At 38.5% G+C, this 18,990-nt stretch carries 20 protein-coding genes and 1 tRNA gene; 8 read left to right on the top strand and 13 right to left on the bottom strand.

Going from position 1 to position 18,990, the window contains the following annotated elements; genetic code table 11:
* Positions 1-46: 46 nt before the first annotated feature.
* Positions 47-1,285 carry a winged helix-turn-helix domain-containing protein gene (locus JFU56_RS01430; protein WP_198435505.1) on the bottom strand — a complete coding sequence of 413 codons (1,239 nt, stop codon included), beginning with the start codon at positions 1,283-1,285 and terminating at the stop codon, positions 47-49.
* 520 nt (positions 1,286-1,805) lie between these two features.
* Between JFU56_RS01430 and JFU56_RS01435 the strand changes: the two genes are divergently transcribed.
* Positions 1,806-3,026 carry an alpha-xenorhabdolysin family binary toxin subunit A gene (locus JFU56_RS01435; protein ID WP_198435506.1) on the top strand — a complete coding sequence of 407 codons (1,221 nt, stop codon included), beginning with the start codon at positions 1,806-1,808 and terminating at the stop codon, positions 3,024-3,026.
* Between the two features lie 128 nt (positions 3,027-3,154).
* Positions 3,155-5,524 (top strand): hypothetical protein, encoded by a 2,370-nt coding sequence (locus JFU56_RS01440; RefSeq protein WP_198435507.1) that lies wholly within the window; start codon positions 3,155-3,157, stop codon positions 5,522-5,524.
* Between the two features lie 73 nt (positions 5,525-5,597).
* Here the strand turns inward: JFU56_RS01440 and JFU56_RS01445 are convergent.
* A tRNA-Ser gene (locus JFU56_RS01445) sits at positions 5,598-5,688 on the bottom strand.
* Between the two features lie 262 nt (positions 5,689-5,950).
* Between JFU56_RS01445 and JFU56_RS01450 the strand changes: the two genes are divergently transcribed.
* Positions 5,951-6,310 carry a DUF2750 domain-containing protein gene (locus JFU56_RS01450; RefSeq protein WP_198435508.1) on the top strand — a complete coding sequence of 120 codons (360 nt, stop codon included), beginning with the start codon at positions 5,951-5,953 and terminating at the stop codon, positions 6,308-6,310.
* A gap of 339 nt (positions 6,311-6,649) precedes the next feature.
* On the top strand, positions 6,650-7,048 hold the full coding sequence (locus JFU56_RS01455; RefSeq protein ID WP_198435509.1) for a hypothetical protein: 399 nt from the start codon (positions 6,650-6,652) through the stop codon (positions 7,046-7,048).
* A gap of 17 nt (positions 7,049-7,065) precedes the next feature.
* Here the strand turns inward: JFU56_RS01455 and JFU56_RS01460 are convergent, their stop codons facing one another.
* The gene (locus JFU56_RS01460; protein ID WP_242065792.1) at positions 7,066-7,845 is read right to left on the bottom strand and encodes a metal-dependent hydrolase; all 780 of its coding nucleotides are present in this window, start codon (positions 7,843-7,845) and stop codon (positions 7,066-7,068) included.
* A gap of 78 nt (positions 7,846-7,923) precedes the next feature.
* Between JFU56_RS01460 and JFU56_RS01465 the strand changes: the two genes are divergently transcribed.
* Complete coding sequence (locus JFU56_RS01465; protein WP_198435510.1) at positions 7,924-8,103, top strand: hypothetical protein; 180 nt, start codon at positions 7,924-7,926, stop codon at positions 8,101-8,103.
* 143 nt (positions 8,104-8,246) lie between these two features.
* On the opposite strand, the gene JFU56_RS01470 is transcribed toward JFU56_RS01465, so the two are convergent.
* The 3 genes from JFU56_RS01470 to def all read right to left on the bottom strand — a co-directional run bounded on the left by JFU56_RS01470 (position 8,247) and on the right by def (position 10,510).
* The gene (locus JFU56_RS01470; protein ID WP_198435511.1) at positions 8,247-9,056 is read right to left on the bottom strand and encodes a Cof-type HAD-IIB family hydrolase; all 810 of its coding nucleotides are present in this window, start codon (positions 9,054-9,056) and stop codon (positions 8,247-8,249) included.
* A gap of 244 nt (positions 9,057-9,300) precedes the next feature.
* Positions 9,301-9,972, bottom strand: coding sequence for a cold-shock protein (locus JFU56_RS01475; protein WP_198435512.1), 672 nt, complete (start codon positions 9,970-9,972; stop codon positions 9,301-9,303).
* 34 nt (positions 9,973-10,006) lie between these two features.
* Positions 10,007-10,510: a peptide deformylase gene (gene def, locus JFU56_RS01480; protein ID WP_198435513.1), complete on the bottom strand. Its 504-nt coding sequence runs from the start codon at positions 10,508-10,510 to the stop codon at positions 10,007-10,009.
* A 311-nt stretch (positions 10,511-10,821) separates the two neighbouring features.
* Between def and JFU56_RS01485 the strand changes: the two genes are divergently transcribed.
* The gene (locus JFU56_RS01485) at positions 10,822-11,295 is read left to right on the top strand and encodes a glycine zipper 2TM domain-containing protein (RefSeq protein WP_198435514.1); all 474 of its coding nucleotides are present in this window, start codon (positions 10,822-10,824) and stop codon (positions 11,293-11,295) included.
* A 131-nt stretch (positions 11,296-11,426) separates the two neighbouring features.
* Here the strand turns inward: JFU56_RS01485 and JFU56_RS01490 are convergent, their stop codons facing one another.
* Complete coding sequence (locus JFU56_RS01490; protein WP_006033612.1) at positions 11,427-11,630, bottom strand: cold-shock protein; 204 nt, start codon at positions 11,628-11,630, stop codon at positions 11,427-11,429.
* A gap of 210 nt (positions 11,631-11,840) precedes the next feature.
* Between JFU56_RS01490 and JFU56_RS01495 the strand changes: the two genes are divergently transcribed.
* A complete protein-coding gene (locus JFU56_RS01495; RefSeq protein ID WP_198435515.1) occupies positions 11,841-12,143 on the top strand; it encodes a hypothetical protein in 303 nt (100 codons plus the stop codon).
* 170 nt (positions 12,144-12,313) lie between these two features.
* Positions 12,314-12,709 (top strand): DUF1090 domain-containing protein, encoded by a 396-nt coding sequence (locus tag JFU56_RS01505; RefSeq protein ID WP_198435517.1) that lies wholly within the window; start codon positions 12,314-12,316, stop codon positions 12,707-12,709.
* Between the two features lie 66 nt (positions 12,710-12,775).
* Here JFU56_RS01505 and JFU56_RS01510 read toward each other — a convergent pair whose 3' ends face one another.
* From JFU56_RS01510 to JFU56_RS01535, 6 genes are all read right to left on the bottom strand, one after another.
* A complete protein-coding gene (locus JFU56_RS01510; RefSeq protein ID WP_198435518.1) occupies positions 12,776-13,735 on the bottom strand; it encodes a LysR family transcriptional regulator in 960 nt (319 codons plus the stop codon).
* A gap of 118 nt (positions 13,736-13,853) precedes the next feature.
* Entirely contained in the window at positions 13,854-14,885 is a 1,032-nt protein-coding gene (locus JFU56_RS01515; protein WP_198435519.1) for a DUF1214 domain-containing protein, read from the bottom strand.
* Positions 14,886-15,257: 372 nt separating this feature from the next.
* On the bottom strand, positions 15,258-16,817 hold the full coding sequence (locus JFU56_RS01520; protein ID WP_198435520.1) for a methyl-accepting chemotaxis protein: 1,560 nt from the start codon (positions 16,815-16,817) through the stop codon (positions 15,258-15,260).
* 172 nt (positions 16,818-16,989) lie between these two features.
* Complete coding sequence (locus JFU56_RS01525) at positions 16,990-17,661, bottom strand: ATP-binding protein (RefSeq protein ID WP_198435521.1); 672 nt, start codon at positions 17,659-17,661, stop codon at positions 16,990-16,992.
* Between the two features lie 37 nt (positions 17,662-17,698).
* Entirely contained in the window at positions 17,699-18,148 is a 450-nt protein-coding gene (locus tag JFU56_RS01530) for a DUF5522 domain-containing protein (protein ID WP_242065793.1), read from the bottom strand.
* Between the two features lie 16 nt (positions 18,149-18,164).
* On the bottom strand, positions 18,165-18,980 hold the full coding sequence (locus tag JFU56_RS01535) for a cobalamin-binding protein (RefSeq protein ID WP_198435523.1): 816 nt from the start codon (positions 18,978-18,980) through the stop codon (positions 18,165-18,167).
* Positions 18,981-18,990 lie beyond the last annotated feature (10 nt).

Genomic DNA, 18,990 nt, shown 5'->3' on the forward strand with positions numbered 1-18,990 from the left:
TATTAGTAACATTGTGGTTTAAGTATGGCAACACAGAAAGTAAAAGTTAATATAATGGGTTTTCTTCAAACAACCACATCTTATTAGAAGAGGTGGATACCCACAACGATTGATTCCCCCATTCTTCAACTTTCCAAATGACACGTCGTTCTGTCGTTTTTTTTCTACATTTATCTTTCATAATTTGATTAAAAGGGATGATGTCTATCGTTCTATTTTGCATCACTAACGCTGTGGTACCGACGTTGTGATCAAAACTAAACGTAAAATCACCGCTACGGCTAACAAAGGTATTTTTTGTATCTGATTCCTTTGAATATAATACAGAGCCTTTATACTTCCCTGCGTATTTTTGGTCTTTAGCCTTGAAGTTTTTAAATCCGCTTTCGACCTGATTGTTAAAATCAAAAATGAAGCGCACTTTATCCGTTACGGTGAGCTGTTCATCAACAAACATATAGTTAGTCGAGCTCATCATTACCCCTGTAAATAGCGGTAGTTCACTTTTAATGCCTTGTTGCAATGAGAACCATTCATTCACTTGATGAGCTGCGATGTTCTCTTCATTGGCAGCTAATTCTAATACTTTGCTGACAGTACTGTCACACACAATGGCATTATCACTTAATGGGCAAGCTAGAATATACGTTTTATCATTGGTCATAAAAGAAAATACCTTACTTTTAGTTGGTATTTTATCCGAGAACATTTCAATCAGCACTTTTCTATCTTGGTTTATATCCTCATTAGAGATAAATGTAAGGTAGTTACCATTATGTATATAGCTTGTTTTAGGAGACAAGAAACCCAATTCTTCATTATACCGTTCACTGTGTATAAGCTGGTCATAGATGATGTAGGGTAAGAGTAAACAAATGAAAAATGGCAATATATTGCTCGCTTTTATCTTACCTATTTTAAACTTGTAGCCTTTTAACTTAGAGAAAGGGGGCGGTCGTAAAGATAATGCATCGTCCGATAATAGCACCGCATTTTTAACGCTATAACCCTGATTAAATACAGTCGCAATGACATCATCAGCACCACATAACGTTAATTTTTTTCTTAGCGAGTAGATAGCTTGCGTTAAGGATTGATCGGTTACCTCCAATCCAGGCCAGCCTATAACTTTCAGCGCATCTTTAGAAACAACAGCGCCATTTTTACGACATAGTAAGTCTATAATTTCTTTTTCTGATGAACTTAATTTCTGTGTACTTTCTGGACTTTTAAGATCCGCTTTCATTTTACAAAAAATGACATCATTTGAAATTTGGTATGTCATGAAAGCAACCTTCTATTAGAATAGTGAATTAATTACATAGGAATTAACACCATAAGAATTAATATCTTAGATACTATTTAGAATATATAACCTGAAAAGAAAAATATAGCTATAGATTTTTTCACTAGGTATTTTATAAAAGAGTAATGTTCTAATCTAGATCGTCAGCATTTAAACTATGCCTCATAGGAGATATTTTTGGATTTACAATGTTAAAAACAATTTTATATTTCTTTTCTTAAATTCCCCCTGTTTATGTATTCGAGCTGTGTTTAACGGTCCTCGTTAGCAATAATAATTGTGTTTTATACATATTTGAAATAAAAATAAAACACTTATAAATCAATGTTTTTATATTCATAAATAATATTGAATATAATAAAAACTTTTTGATACATATCAAATTTCGACCTGTGTTCCAAAAACAATCATACCGCTCTGGCATATTTCTATCGCGGAAAAGGCTTAATATTTCTTAAACCTTAAAAATAAAATGATATTTATCTAAGGGAACAGACAAATGAAAACAAACACAACTCATAAACGACTACGTGGCTTCAAAATGAGCTTACTTGCTTTATCTATTGTTGGCTCAACATTATTGCATGCACAAACCGTCACTGAAATTCCTCCTCTGGATTATGATACGCTCCAAGGTGATTTTGAAGGTGACTCATTATTCCTTGATACTGGCTCAGATACATCCTTACTTTCAACTGCAGAGTGGTATCAAATTCAAGCCTATGCAACAGCGGCTGTCGCATTGCCAAAAACAGAAGCATCTTTACGTACACTCACAAAATTTCCGGCTAATGATGAATTTACGTTTCAATATCAAAATTTGCTCACTGAATTCACCAACATTAATCAGTCAGGTCATGATTGGAACTCAAACATTTACCCAAGTATTGTTGATTTAGCGCTACAGCTTGCAAACTACGGCGAGATACACCCACAACTTATCCTGCCCTTGATGAATCAACTTACCCAGCTACAACAAAATGCCCTCGCGTTTAACCTTTCCGCTGCCGCGACCAATCGCGATGCAGCACTCTCATTTTTAAATGTATTAAAGAACTTTACACATCAACAGCAACAGGCGACAACAAAAGCCGTTGAGGATTTAAAACAATTTTCCGCAGAGGTTGAAGCACAGAAAGCACAACTTGATGTTATTGAAGGTGACTTTTCTACATTACTCAACAGTGATGCGATTAGTACGTTAAGAAATAACATCAGCCTACTAAACACTGAAATAGCAGGTTACAGGAGCGATCTAAGTGAAGCGAAACGTAATATTGGCCTCTGCGCAATAGGTGGTCCGCTTGTTTTAACTATTTGTGGCAGTATTGAAGGCGCTAGAAAAGTCAGGTTAGATAATTTGATTGAAGATGTAAATAATCAAATAAATGCGGCAAATGCAAGTTTAGAACATGCGGTTAACCTTGGCGCTTCTTATGAAATCGCGCACTCAAATATCAATGAAATGCTGACGCATATTGAAAATGCATTACCTCATCTTAAAAAGGTACAACTGCATTGGCAAGGTCTAGAAAGTGATTTCGACGCGCTTACCACATCACTCAATTCTTTAGACAGTGAAGATGCCTTACGCAATGCCAACTTACTGGTCGCTGGTATTGTAAGTAGCCCACTTGCAGGAGCCGTAGGACCTAAATGGCTCGAAATAAGCAACAAAGCAAGACAATTTGCGCAGAACGCTTATGTGATCATGGAATAGAAATATTTATTAACACGCTTTGTCTGGTCCTATTTATCTAACGCTATATAAGGTTAGACAAAGCGCGGTTACAACCGATAGCAACTCAATCAATATTATTCATACTTCTATGATGATAAGGACATAAGATGAAGGTTTTAAACCATTTTATTATTACGCTCAGTTTATTATTTAGCCTCAGCGCCAGCGCCACGGACTGGCTTAATTATTATAAGCTAGCACCACCTAAAAATTTACCTGATAGCGTGACTGAAAAAAAAATTAGCAATGATGGGCAGACTTATTTAGCCTCTGGGATGTTATTAGATTTGAGTACAGTTTTAAATGATTATTCGTTAACCAGTGGGACTAATAAACCCAATGTGATCGTGATTGTTGCAGATACACTGGTTGTTACTGAAAGTGTTATCACAAACTTAACGAATCAGCGCTTATTTATATTTGCGAGGAATATTACCGGCGATAGCGCCGTCACATTGAATATAGATGCAAGAACATCAAACTCAGTGAGTTTGGGTATATTTGCAAAAAACATTAATGATAATATAAACGTGATAACCCTACTCCCGTCTGGTTATGAATTTGATATTGTCGTACCCGCAACAGATGGTTTTGGTGAAATTTATACCATATCAGAAACGTTATATAATAAGACCGTCATAAAAAGTGAAATCGACGGTTTGATCGCCATAGACAGTACCCCGTACTTAGCGGTTTTTAATCATTCTTTTGATATGGCAGCTGCTATTTTTGATAACGATCCAGAACTGAGTATTATGATGCTTGACTGGGTTGAAAGTGTATTAAGGTTCATGCCGGCCGCAATTGCTGAGAACGTAGAATTAAAGTCACTCTATTTACAAGCCTCGAACTTAAAGCAATTCATCCAACTATCTAACAACAATCCCAATTATGTACCGGGCTTAAACCATGATATGTATGAATATACCTATGCCAGTTATTTAGATGCGATGGGCGCCTATGAAGATAAGTATCAGAACTATATTGATCGCAGTATCGTGCTTGCAGATCGTAAGCAGCTTGCCGTTCTTATGCTTGAAGATTTACAAAGCGCCAGTAATGCTGAATTTGCGATTATTGAAAGGTCCGTTAACCAAGTCAATCAATTAAGAGAATCCCTTATTAAGCAAACGGCTAATTATCAAGGCCAGGATACCAATATACTTAAAGCTCAAATTGCGTTTAGGCAAGGTTTAGAGACTTTTGAAGACCGTGCAACCATACAAACCGTGTTTGATGTAGTCAGTGCAATAGCCAATGCCGGTACCGCGATTGCAGGTTCTGCTGGCGGCGATCCGAGTGGTTTAATTAAATTTGTAGCAACTCTGCCAGACTTAGGCACAAAAATAATCCTGTTAAAGAAACAATTAGATTATATTGCGAAAAAACAGCGTGAGATTCAAGAATCACTAGCAGCTGTCAACTCTTTCTCTAACGATGTTAAATATCAAGTTGTGGTCGATGATATCGCAAAATTCTATAATTCGATCCAGCATACAGTACCAACGCTGGAAGCATCTAACCTAGTGTGGGATGAATTCCTCATTGATGCTCGCGCTAACTTTGCACCAGTGATTAGCGCTGGCGTTCCGGGGGCTACGCCATATCTTGCAGAGCTAGAAAGGCTTGCAGCGCAAGCAAAAGCGATTTCAGCAACAGAGATTAATTTAGCTCAAGAGTTATCGAGACAGATTGATTTAAGAATTGCGAGCCAAGTTAATGCGGCGAATATCAACCGGGTATCAGCGCTTATTGCGTCAATTGATGACGATGCCAGTGCTGCCAACGCGTTAGAAGACGCATTTTTCAGAACCTTAAGCAACCTTAAACGCCCTATGTTTATCGCCCTTGCCAATTATCAATCTGCGTTTGCTTACTGGTCTTTAGAAGAGAGTGTTGTCACTGCTTCTTTAAACAAGTCATTTGCTGCCTATACACGAGATCTTGCTTTTATGCGTGAGCAGGAAGCGGCTAGTCTGGATCGATTTTACCCTCGTCCACAAGACTTTTCGTCAATTACACATAACATAAATGACCTCGATAAATTAGCTGAATTTAAAAATACTGGTATTTTACACTTTACCCTACCCTTGAATAGCACCATATTTGCAGATTTTGATAGAGTCAGGTTAGATGAAGTCAGTGTATTGATAGAGGGAACTGAACTACCGACAGGTTTGTATAATATTGACCTACTATCGAGTGGTACTTATCAAGATAGAAGATATCAAGATCACTACACTTTTACAGCCATGCCATTGTTTAGAAGAATCATTTACAATCTAGTCAATAGCCAAACACAAGAGGTGGATGTGCTAACAAGTGGTGCGATAGCATCTGATTATGCGCTAAACTATTTTATGCCAACGCCTTTTACAACTTGGACCATAAAATTAAATAATTGGGAAGATATCGATCTCAGTACCATTGATAACATTAAAGTGAGCTTTTCTGGCAATGGGATTCCAAACTTTTAGCTTAGTCTTGGTATTATCCTAGAAAGCAAAAAGCCGGTACTTAAATGAATAAGTACCGGCTTTTCTATATAGATGGCGGAGGAGGAGAGATTTGAACTCTCGAGGAGCTATTAACCCCTGCTGGTTTTCAAGACCAGTGCATTCGGCCACTCTGCCACCCCTCCGCAGCAATGAGGTAGATAGTATATAAGCTTGGCTATCTTGTAAATATCAAAAATGTAATTAACCCAAACTGTTCATTACATGGTGCAATAAAACCTAATCATGTCGCAAATCAACCCAAAATGCCGAGAAATCATGCACGCGCCATTTCAACTGAGTAATTGCCATCGTTAAGTATATTTACTGACTATTTGCACTGTTATCCGTATAATGCCCGGAGTACTGTTATTTCAACATTATTATTTTAAATACAAAGAGAATCTCATGACAGAAACAAATCCAATAATAACTAAATTCTTTGCTGACGTTAAACCTAACCAACAAGTTTGGGGCTTACAAGACAAAACAGGTGAAGATTGGGTTGTATGTGATTCAGTTAACTTCGAAAACACAGATGCTATGCCACTTTGGTCTTCAGAAGAACTTGCAAAAGTACATTGCTGTGAAGAATGGAAAGACTTCAAACCAACCGCTATCTCTGTATCTGACTTACTTGAATTTTGGATTGAAGATCTAAACGAAGATAACGTTATCGTTGGTCTAAACTGGGAATCAGAAGGCGAATGTGCTGAACTTGAACTAAATGATTTCACTCAATCAGTTGTAGAAATCGAAAAGCTTTAATTCAGCCGTTCGATTAACACAATAAATGAAGTGCTTAGCTTATCTGTTAAGCACTTATTCCTCTCTAATCGTTTTCCTCGACCTGCGCGCCCCATCCTACCCAACTCAGTCAAGCCGCTCATGCTATAAAACACCCATACAATACTTTATACCGTCATATATAATTCGTTTTTCAGTATCATTTAATACCATAATACAGTCGTTTATATAACCTGCACGAATTAGCTATTCCATGATTGAAAGTTCGATCTGTTGTACTTACTATGTAGCCAAGAATCGTTATCCAATTAAAGATAACATCTACCAATATCGCGATTATCAACAAAAAGTGAGTATCTAATGAAAGTTTCAGGGTTTATTTTATCAGCTGTTGTACTTGCTAGTTCAGCATCATACAGTGTTGATGTAGCCGCTGCCCGTATGACCGATAACGGGATCTGTAAAGCTGCGTTAGCGTTAACGCTAAACAAATCGCCAAAAGCAATCAACGCTGTTGGCTTACAGGGTCCTAAAGTTTTATTATCACTTAAAAACAAGAACAAAGATAAGTGGGAATACAGCTGCCGAGTAAACAAAAAAACAGTTGATCTTGATGCGAGAAAAAGACGTCAAGATGCGTTCGTTGATGGCGTGATCACATACGATGTATTACGTGGCAAGCAGAAAGTAGCAGTCACACGCGACAAGAAAGCGACAGGTATTACCCGCAAGACTTATCGCTTTGAAGAATTAAGATAGGCCTATTTGCTATTAGGTTATATTAAACCCGTCTTATCGACGATCATATTGAGCACGTTAACCATAACGAGCTCAATATATTCACTCGACGAGGCAGAGCTAAACCAGATAAAGTGAGACCAATCACCGAGCATATCTAGCGTGTGCTGAATCTCTGGTGTCGTGTTCCACAAGATCCCTACCGCAATCATCATCGCCAGCATCAACAACTTACTGTCCAAATCCACTAACTTCAGTGCTGTGCCAAATGACCGTTTTATTCTGATATTACGCAAGTCGACACTGTATATTTCATCCAACAACAAATGAATCAAGCCACCTAGAAATACAAAGCCGCCTGACAGCCAAGCAAGACTATCCGCCTTATTTGAATCGATACCATCAACGTTGGCGATGAGCTGTGTCGTCATTAGTCCACACAAGACGAGAAACAATAACGAATGGCAGCTGCCTCGATGAATTGTCAAACGTTCAAACAGAGTCCTTAACCCATACTTCATCACCACATAAGTCAAGACCGGAATGCCTATAACCTTTAGAAAGCTCAAGTCCCCGATGTCCTCATCAATGATGTAGCGCATGATGATCAGAATGATCGCAAAAGAAAACAGATTAAAAATGGTATCCAGTGAGGTCGAATTATCAGAATCAATATCCGGCAGCAAACCACCCATTGTGCCTAAGAACCAAAGCCATACAGCGGTATTAAGGTCAACATGCCCAGCCGCAACTAAACTAGCAGAAGATAACCCTGTTAATAGCGCTGCTACATTCAAGTGTGTATTAAAGTTTGCCATTACGGCCTTTCATTATAGAGTTTAATGCTGCTATTATATGATAGATAAGAATCAATTAATCACTGAAATGGAATTATTATGTTTAAAATTATAGCAATCGCGTTAATCGGTTTTGGGATTTACCTTGGCATTAACTATACCGACGAAATTAATAGCATTGTTGAGAGTGATGGCTTTGAGCAAGTACAAGAAAAGCTTGGCGATCTTTTTGAAAATAAAGACGCGATCATAGAGAAGTTTGAAGAAATTAAAGGCTAAATACGTATTTAGTAATCGAAAATGGGCCAGTTACTTTAACATGACCCAGTTACTTTAGCAGAGCTCGGTATACTCGACTTATTTTCGCTAACAAGCCTATCGCTCGTTAGCTATTAGTCAGCTTATCGACCGTTATTTCAGTGCTATTTGTTTAACACAAACTCTTCAATAACAAGAGCTACGCCATCATCATTATGATGGGCAGTAATATGGTTTGCGATAGCTTTAATGTCATCACTGGCATTGTCCATTGCGACACCCAAACCAGCATATTCTAGCATTTGCTTATCGTTACCGGCATCACCCATACAAATCACTTCGTCTGCGTTAATACCAAACTGATCGGCAATTGCTTTCACACCGATACCTTTGTGGCTATCGTTATGTAAAAATTCTAAGAAAAACGGCGCACTTTGTAAGATATTATATTGCTGATAGATATCTGTTGGTAATTGCGCAATCGCAGCAGATAATTTTTCCGGTTCATCGATCATCATCACTTTTAAGATCTGTTCATCATCACTTAAGGTACTAAAATCCACTTCAGTGATAGCCAGACCATTAATTTTCGCTTCATGATCGGTATAGTAATTATGTTTCGGTGTGATAAGTCCAGCTTTTAATGAAAATGCATGAACATGAACATCCAGTTTTCCAGCTAATTCAGCTAATCTTTTAGCATCAACGCCCATCACTGTCTGGCTGCGTAATAATTGCTTATCTGCGACTTGGTATACTAAACTGCCATTGTAACAAGCAACGTAATCCTCTTCACCAGTCAAGCCTAACTCTTCCAGAGCCCAGTTCATGCCCTCTAACGGACGACCTGAAGCAAGTACAACACGTGTACCTTTTGCGATAGCAGCAAGGATAGCTTGCTTGTTTCGTGGAGAAATAGCACCTTCAGAATTAAGTAAAGTACCATCCATATCTAACGCGATTAATTTATACATACAACCTCAGGAAATTACGAGCAATAATATTGTGGTTATATTACAACAATGAGGTAGAACGTTCAGCAGTAAATACAAAATACACCAGATACATCACACTTTATTGTAATTAACACACATAAAAAAACGGTGATATCGAGTCACCTCAATACCACCGCTTGATATTTAAATCATGTCATTGACACATCAAATTCACTACCCTTTGTATAATAATAGCGTCACACAAACAGGTGATATGATGGTATTACAGAGATAATGTAGATAATGCGAACAGCGCACCGACAATCACTACACCAGCGACGATTAGTCGTGGATTAGATTTACGTAATTGTTTTGCTTTCGCTTTAATTTCAGTATTATTTACACGCTGAAACTGACCTGCTACGGCTGTAACCTTGGCTTCAATGATTGCGACAGATTCTGCACATTCCGTATCGATATTACACGGAACATCTTCTGTAACTAATGCAAAGTCACCACTAAATGAATGCATTGTGAAATCTTCGCCACCTTCAGAAAAGGTAACTTTTTCCACATTTGTATTTAAAATAGCATTACAACCTATGTCTGCCGCCAACTGTTTAATGTGGCTACGACCTTCGTTTTGATCTTTAAAGAAACGTGTGCTTAGTGTATGTCTTGCAACAACATGCCCGTATCTTGGTTGGTTGCTTTTCGCTGTAAAAAAAGCAACTAACTGTTTTTTAAAGTTAACATCCGGTACGTGTACTTGTTTTGCAGCAAGGCCTTTTGGTGTTTCTGTTGGTTCGAACTCAACAACCACATCCTTCACCAATTTAGATTCATTGGCTTTATCGAGCAAGCTCGACACATGTAAGAAATAACTCTCGCCATCATCGCCACAAATAAAACCAAACTTCTTTGCAGAAATGTACGATATAATTTTTCCTTTCACTTAACTTAGCTCCTTCAGTCTTTCTCAGACCTTATTAGTCCATTTCTTTGATTGTTTTTTTAACTTTTTTTAATGCCATTTTCTTTTTCAACGGCGATAGATAATCAATAAAAAGCGTACCTTTAAGATGATCAATCTCGTGTTGCATTGCAATCGCTAAGAAGCCATCGTCATTAATCTCAACTGCGTTGCCTTCACGATCCAATGCTGTTACTTTCACTTTTGTATAACGTGCAACATCAGCATAGTAGCCAGGAATAGATAAACACCCTTCTTGACCCGATTCGATGTTCTCACCTTCAACAACAACTGGGTTGATTAATACCATAGGTTCATCACGACCCTCTGAAATATCAATAACAACAACGGCTTCTTTACGACCAACTTGCGTTGAAGCAAGACCAATACCGTCGTCTGTTTTGTACATAGTATCAAGCATGTCATTGATCAATGTTTGAACTGTACTTACATCCGTTACTTGTTCAGCTGGTATCTCTAATTTTTTGTTTGGTGCCGTAAGAATTGTTAATACTGCCATAAGTCTCTGAATCCCAGTTTTTGTTAATTTTTACAAACGTGTGCAATTTAAGCGCCGCATTATAGCCCATAATTGGCCTAGGTTTCTAGTTGATATAGCGCCTTAACGTAGAGATATTTGAAACTTATGTGTATTTCTTTCACATAGACGGAAAATCTGTGCGTTAATAGCATGTTTTTTGACAATAAACATTTTCTGACAGGACTTTTTAACTAAACTTAATAGTATTACCTCAATATCGTATTAGTGGCAAACAGGTCGTATCTAGCAGTATAAAGGTGCAGATACGATAACTGTAAATAGGCAAAATGATGAAAACATATTATCTACTCTTACCTTTGTTGTTCATAAATACCATCAATATTGGCTGTTCAAGCAATCCTTATGGCGATAGTTACGATGTGGCAGACACCCGAAAAGTACAGACGGTGAATTATGGTGTGGTGCTCAGTGCTAAGCCTGTCAATATAGAGGGTGATAAAGGCAGCAGCGCTGTGGGTACAATTGCAGGGGGTGCTGTAGGCGGTATATTAGGGTCTAAAGTCGGAGGCGGTTCAGGATCTGATATTGCCGCTATCGGCGGAGCTATCCTAGGTGGCGTAGCTGGTAATAAAGCAGCGCAAAATATAACTAAACGTCACGGTGTTAATTTAACGATTAAACTCGATTCGGGGAAGATTATTTCTGTCGTTCAAGAAGTTGATCCGAACATGATCTTTAGAGTCGATCAACAGGTGCAAATCAACCAGCAAGGCAGCACCGCACGCGTTGTGCCACTTTATTAAGAGCTTAATACAAATCTATAATACAACCTGTAATACAACCTGTAATACAAGCCGATAATAAAAAGGATTAATCCCATAGTGGCAATTAATCCTTTTAACTAATAGCTAGTCGGCTGCGAGTAATAGCGAGCTTAAATAGCGGTTACATTAGTAGCGCATGGCCCTTTCTGACCGCTACCTACTTCAAATTCAACTTTTTGGCCATCTTCTAATGTGGCATAACCTGATGTTTGAATTTCAGAATGGTGTACAAACAAATCATTACCGCCTTCATCAGGGGTGATAAAGCCAAAACCTTTGTCTGCATTAAACCACTTAACTGTACCTCGACTCATAGTATATTTTCCCTTCACTTCTTTTGTATTCGAATTAAGCTTAGTTGAGCGCGGTATTTTGTCCAGTTTAGTAATTTAAAGTAGCGTAAAGCTCAGTATAGAAATAACCACTTAGTGGTACTATAATAAACATGTATCTAAGACTATTTTCTTTAAATACAGGTAAGCGAATATATTCTTAGTTGTTTTTAACATGATGAGGGAATGATCGTGGATAAATCACTACACACAAGGGTTCTGAATTTTAAGCATTTATGCGAAAAAGATTTAATAAACGATATTAAAGAAGCAGCAACTTGTGAAGTACACAGCGTCTGTCGCTTTGTTTGCCATCGCTGTCCGAGTGTGCCGAAGTATATGGACGTTGAAAAAATAAAATTAAAAGATTTGAGTTCATATACATTGCAGCTAAAAAAAGCAAAAAGTGGCGAGTTATTAATTTTAGTCACTGTACCTGGCATTGATCATTGGTTAATGATCAATGACCTGCCATTGGCAATACCAAAAACATAAAACGAGTAAGCTGGCCCACGATTACGCCTCAATACGCGATGGCAAGGAATACACCAATACGATTTTCTACATGCTGATACGACAGCCCGCACGGCTTTGGCGTGCACCTTATTCATGTTCAGTTCATTTTACCTTGGTAAACTCGTGCCATAATAATTGAGAGATATTTTATGAAAACTAGCTTTAAACTAGCCCTGTGTGTACTACTCGGTATATCCACAAATGCGTTAGCTTCTGATTGCAGTGCGCTAAAAGCATGTGATAAAAAGATTTGTGAGATTAATAACCAACTGTCGATGGCTAAATCTGATAACAATCAATATAGGATTGATGGCTTAAATAAAGCGTTAAAATATACTACTGAATATTGCACAACCGATGGCTTACGTGATGATATACAAGATAAAATAGATGATGCGATGGAAGATATTGAGGACCATCAATCAGACCTCAGTGAAGCGCTATCCAATAATCGAATGGATAAAGTTGAAAAATATAAACGTAAGATTGAAAAAGAAAATGACAAAATATCGATGCTTAAGCTTGAGTTAGCTGATTTAGAATAAAAAAGTTAAAGGCAATGATGAATTAACAGTACCCAAAATGCTTGAGCAGTGAGTATATTAATTTGCTCACTCCATTGCATTTGGCGTTAGCAGTTCTCTTAACTGGTTTAGCATCAAGCTTTTAAACCATTTGTGGGTACTATTATTCCTATTTCTTTCATGCTGAATTAAAAATAGATCGATATGATATTCAGCTTCATTTTCAAATGAATATATAGGAAGTAACTGCGACGAAGATTGAAAATAATCAACATGAAGGTTAGAGCCAAACAGCAAGGCATCTGAAGAACCCGCTACGTCGAGTAATATCTGTGTTTGGCTACTTCTCAATACTGGCTTTTTAAACTTTTGAGACAGCTCAAGTAATTTGTGAATTGGAGAAGTAAAAGCATTACTCTGGCTCTCTTCTACATTCATGCTTATAAATGGATACGACAACAGCGATTCAATCGTTATTACCTCACCATCAAAAAGCGGGTGCTCTTTACGTGCATAAACGATCGGATAAATATGCCCAAGATGTTCAGAGAAATATTTGGGGTGACTCTCTTGCGCATAATGCATCGCAAAATCCAGTTCACCAGCATCAAGCAATGGGAATGGGTTAGACTTTACATTTGCTTCTGTTACCGAGACGGTCGGCGCAACCTTCATGACCTCACCGATTAAACATGGCATTAAAAAAGATGAGATATAAGTAGGCACTGACAAATTGAACGCAGCCTCACTTTCAAAAGGGTCAAACTCTTTTGGTATTAATAAACGGTGGAGATCACTTAAAAGTGGCGTAATAAGCAGTTCTAATTCAGATGCTTTGGGGGTCGGAGAAATACCGTTAGATGTTCTTATAAATAGTTCATCATTAAACATGTCGCGAAGCTTAGCCAGTGTGCGGCTCATAGCCGATTGGGATACACACATTTGCTCAGCTGCGCGTGAAACATTACGCTCCTTTAATAACACATTAAGGGACACGATTAAATTAAGATCGATTCTCGATAATTCAAACTCGATACTGTTTTTCATTTCATATTTGTCATTGTAAGGACACCCACTTGTACTGCATGAACTACGTTGAAAATCATTGCCATATTAATATTTATCTCACACTAATATGGCATATGCCCGACCTACTAAATTAGCACTATTTTGTCACAGTAGGAAGTACTCGGATCTCGCCAGAACGTACTTTATTACTTGGCATGTAATGACGAACACCAAGGTTGAAAACGCCGGATTCATTGGTAGTCTCGATATTATTTATCGATTTTTCACCACAACCAAATGAAACAGTGTAACTGCCATCTGCATTTTGTGTGGCGTTGTGTGAATTCACATTGGCGATGTCATTAAACATAAAGCCTGCTTTATCATAAACAGTGATAGACCAAAATGCTTTATTCTTTGGATCATCAAAGTTAGCCGTGTAACAAGTGTCCGCAGGGTAATTTCCTGATACTTCATATACGTTGTCTTTTGTCTGCGCACCACCCCAGCCTATTGCAGCGCCAACTTGATATTTTTCTTCTGTAAATTCAGCACTGCTACTATCTGTTGGGTCGGTAAACATACCGTATAACGCAGTAGCACCATCCCGTGTATTAATTGCAGGCATTTTTGCTTTTAACGCATTCTCAACAGTTTCAATTGCATCGAAATCAAACGTATCGGCAGTAAAAGGTACAGATGAACCCGCGTCTATTTTCATCCCATTTTGAATAGATGTAACTTGTGCTTTATTTAAACGTGAATCTAGGCGGACCACCAAATATACATAGTCACCTTTATGCGTTGTGATTTCGAACGTACCGGCCCCATATGTCATCGCTTGTATTCTGTGATCTTCTGTTACTGGTTGCACCGAAACATACATACCTTCCGGTACTTCAGGGATAGTGTATGTCGCACCTTTAGATACATTAACAACTGCCATTGAATAATAAGTATCGCGGTTCATTCGAACGACGGGTTGATTGTCAGTTGGCGTCAGCATATTTTTGTGTTGAAACTGGTTAATGCCACCAGCATTGTTTTGCGCTATCACCATTTGGCGATGGGTTTCGGCTGTTGGATAGTTTGCAGCTGTTATAGGTATTAGCGTTTGCTGATTAGCATTTACCATTACTGGTGAAGCAATTAAAATACTTAGTGCAATTTTAGTTAGTATTGATTTCATATTAGCTCTCATATAATTAATGGTTAAACCTGAACTGGTATGCCAACCACTTTATTCGAAACTACATTATCCATCCAATGACTTATATTTATATCATGATATGCGTAAGGCGGGTAACACTATGTTAAACATAGCTCGTTCGAGGTGATATACAAGATAAAATAGATGATTTTATGAAAGATATTGAGGACTATAAATCAGATCTCAGTGAAGCGGGATCCGATAATAAAATGACAAGATATCGATGCTTAAGCTTGAGTTAACTGATGTAGAATAAAACATCATTTACTTTACAGGCTCAACGGCCTGGCTGGTGTTGTTAGCCCCTAACTAGATAGTGAATCTACAAGGGGCTTACATTTCAAATAAAGACTATATTTTAAACGAACCCACGTGTTGATCTAAAGTGTATGCAAGGTCGGTTAAATTTCGACTCGTCACTTCTAATTCCTTACTCGCAGCAGCCCCTTCAACGATTGAGTTATTCACCGTATCCATATTGATATTAATTTCATTAGATACACTAGATTGCTCTTCGGTCGCCGTGGCTACTTGCGTATTCAAATCAAGAATGGCGATAACCTGATTTGAGATCCTAGTCAGTGCTTCCTGCGCTTCTTCAGTGGCTTTTGAACCTTCAACTGTTAAAGACTTACTGCAACCCATCGCATCAACAGCGCTTTTTGCTTCACGTTGCAATTGATCAATCATATTCTGAATTTCACCTGTCGATTGAGCCGTTTTAGTCGCTAACGTTCTCACTTCATCAGCAACGACTGCAAAGCCTCTTCCAGCTTCACCTGCACGAGCGGCTTCAATGGCCGCATTTAAAGCAAGCAGGTTCGTTTGTTCTGAAATACCATTAATCACTTCAAGTATCGAGCCTATGGATTGCGTTCGTTCCGCTAAAGAAGTAATGACGAGAGAGGTACTGTTAATTTCTTCAGACAGATTGCGAATTGTCCCAGCAGCCTCTTGCAATACATTGTTACCCTCTTGAGTTTCATTATTCACATTTTTAGCGGCGTCAGCAGCGCCTGATGCATTTGAAGATATCTCATTAATCGTCGCGATCATTTCATTCATAGAGGTTACAACCAATAAAGATTGTTCACTTTGCATTTCACCACGAGATAAAGAACGTAGTGCCTGGTCTCTAACATCTGTTGCAGAGTGTCCTAGATCCAAACCCGTTTTAACTACCTGTGTGATGATCTCATTAATATTACCAGCAAAGGCGTTAAAGGCTTTAGAGATATTCGCAATTTCATCATCACCCTTTACAGGTAATCTTACGGTTAAGTCACCATCGCCTTTAGATATATCTTCCAACGCTAATTGTAGGCCTGAAAGCGGCTTGAAAAGACGCCCCATCAACCAAATAAGTACACATATACAAATGAGGAATATCCCCGAGATTGCAATGAGCTGAGTAATTAGAATATCAGATGCGGCTTCACTGACTTCAGTAATCGGAATACCAATATCGACAGTACCGTAGAGTTCACCATTAACGTAGATCGGCGACATTATGTCGTAAACCCATACTTGTTGTACGTCGGCATACCATTTTGAATGTTGTGAAACGCCTTGGCTTGCGCCTGCTACGCTATAACTGTCATCATAAACTTTGTTGATTTTTTCTTTATCACTGTGCGCAACTGCTTTAACGTCTTTATTAATCACAATCGCATAAGAAATATCGGGACGCACTTTCAGAGCCGTTACTAATTTTTGTAGATCAATAATGGGTTGTGATGATTTCTCGAGAACATATTCAACATTGGTCGCGAGTAAAGAGGCTTGCTCTTGGGATTTTTTTAGAATTATTTTATCTATTTCTTTATGCGAAATATAAGATGTAGACACAATGCTTGTTATCGCAGCAATGACAAACATTGCAAATACTACTATTAGTATTATTTTTTTCATTATTTACGTCCCTGATGTTGTTAATAATCCCTTTAGTTAATGAAGGATTAATTAAAAATAGTATAACGGTCATGTCTGTATTCGAACAGACACTAACGTTCAATTTAAGATCTGCGATACTATTATTTTATTTAATTAATTCTAAGCGCAACGTTAAAGCGCTTTTACTTTGCTATTCAACCAGTTCCAAATCTATCCAGGTATAGTGACCTTCGTTATTCAGCTCCCCAGTTTTAATATCAATCGGGTCTGAAAATAGCGGGCTATCAAATACAAAGGTATGGAATTCGCCATTCTCACCGCAAGGATCAATACCTTCAGGTAGACTCGCGATAAACGTGCTATCAAACACTTTACCAACATAATCAACAGACAAACGACGTGGGTCTACGCAAGTAACTATCGCCTGCTGGCCACCTGCAATCATATCTTCGGCCAATTGTTGAGTATCCAGCTCCCACAACGGGAAGATAGCATTAATCCCTGTACCAACAAGGTTATTAACCCGGTAGTTTTTAATATCAGCTAAAAACAAATCGCCATACGCAAAATTAACTACGTCACGCAGTTTCGCTTTTGCAACAAACGCATCCATAATCGCTTCATATTCAACATTACTACACGGATAAGGAATTTCAATGATATCCAAAGGCAAGTTCAATGCAGCAGCCTGACGTTGCAACAATTCAATACGTACAGAATGTACTGCAGTGCGTTGATATTGGGCATTCACCGAACAAAAAATACCGACAATTTCGATTGTTGGGTCTTGCGCCAATTGCAAACAAGTCCAAGAAGCGTCTTTACCCGTGCTCCATGAAATTAATGTTTTTTGCTTTTCCATATTTACGACTCTTATTTTCGACGCTTATTTTCGACGCTTATTTATAAGCGCAATGACGACAACCGTTACCACAACAGCGAGCACGCTTTAAGTGATACCATTCACTAAAAACATAACGACCATCTTCGATAGTAAAATCGATGTTCTCAACGAGTTCTTTTTGATGACGAAACGGTTCAGCAAGAGCAAGACGTGCTTTGGGTGATCCAGCTGCATTTAGCTGTTTCAAAATTTCAGCACCAATGACTTTAGCTAAACAAGTTTTACACAAGCAATCGCTCAGCGTATCAAGTGGCATAATAGCCGGTAAATCCTCACACCAACAACCACCCTGCTCGCTTGCTGCGACGACGCCACAACCAAATTCAGCTTTGCACTCAGAACATTGCTTCGCAACTTGCTCTGCTGGTTTCAATGAGCCTTGTGCCACTGATCCTGTATTCTCTTCGATCTTTACAATTTGTTCTTCAACAACTGGTTTCGTCATACTTTCAATATCCACGTTATACATTCTCGTTTGCGACCTGCTGTTGCCAAGCTTCAATAATTGCAACAAGTTGGTCTAAACCATCCGTTAAGGCAGCTGGACCCGGCTGTAATATATTTGCTGATTTAACTTCGAATAATTGTTTGTTTTTCACTGCGCTTATCGCATCCCAGCCATCGCGACTAGTAACCTGCTCAGGTTTAAATTTACGCCCACACCACGAACCAATAATAATATCCGGGTTAGCATCAACCACGATACTTGGATCTGCAATAATACGGTTTTTCGCTAATGATTCTTTGGCTAAGTCAGGGAAACATTCGTCACCACCCGCTATCTCGATCAGTTCTGAAACCCATTGGATCCCAGACATTAATGGCTCGTTCCAGAGTTCAAAGTAGACTTTTGGACGTTTACTGTATTTCGTCGCATTTAACTTAATACGCTCAATCTTACTTTCAATATCAGCTAACCAAATAGCGGCTTTATCACTAGCGCCAACCAAACTGGCTAACATCATGATCATGTTAAAGACTTCATCAACAGAGCGCTGATTAAAGATATGAACTGCAATACCCTGCTTGATTAATGCACCAGCGATATCTGCTTGAATATCAGAAAAACCGAGCACCAAATCAGGTTTTAAATCGAGGATCTTGTCTATTTTGGCGGATGTGAATGCAGATACTTTCGGGTGCGCTTGGCGCGCATGTGGAGGACGAACAGTGAAACCTGAAATACCAGCAATACGGGACTCTTCGCCCAGTATATACAGCATCTCGGTGGTTTCTTCTGTTAGACAGACAATCCGTTTTGGGTAATAGTCCTTCATTTTATTTAAT

The sequence above is a fragment of the Moritella sp. F3 genome, assembly GCF_015082335.1.
GTDB lineage: Bacteria > Pseudomonadota > Gammaproteobacteria > Enterobacterales > Moritellaceae > Moritella.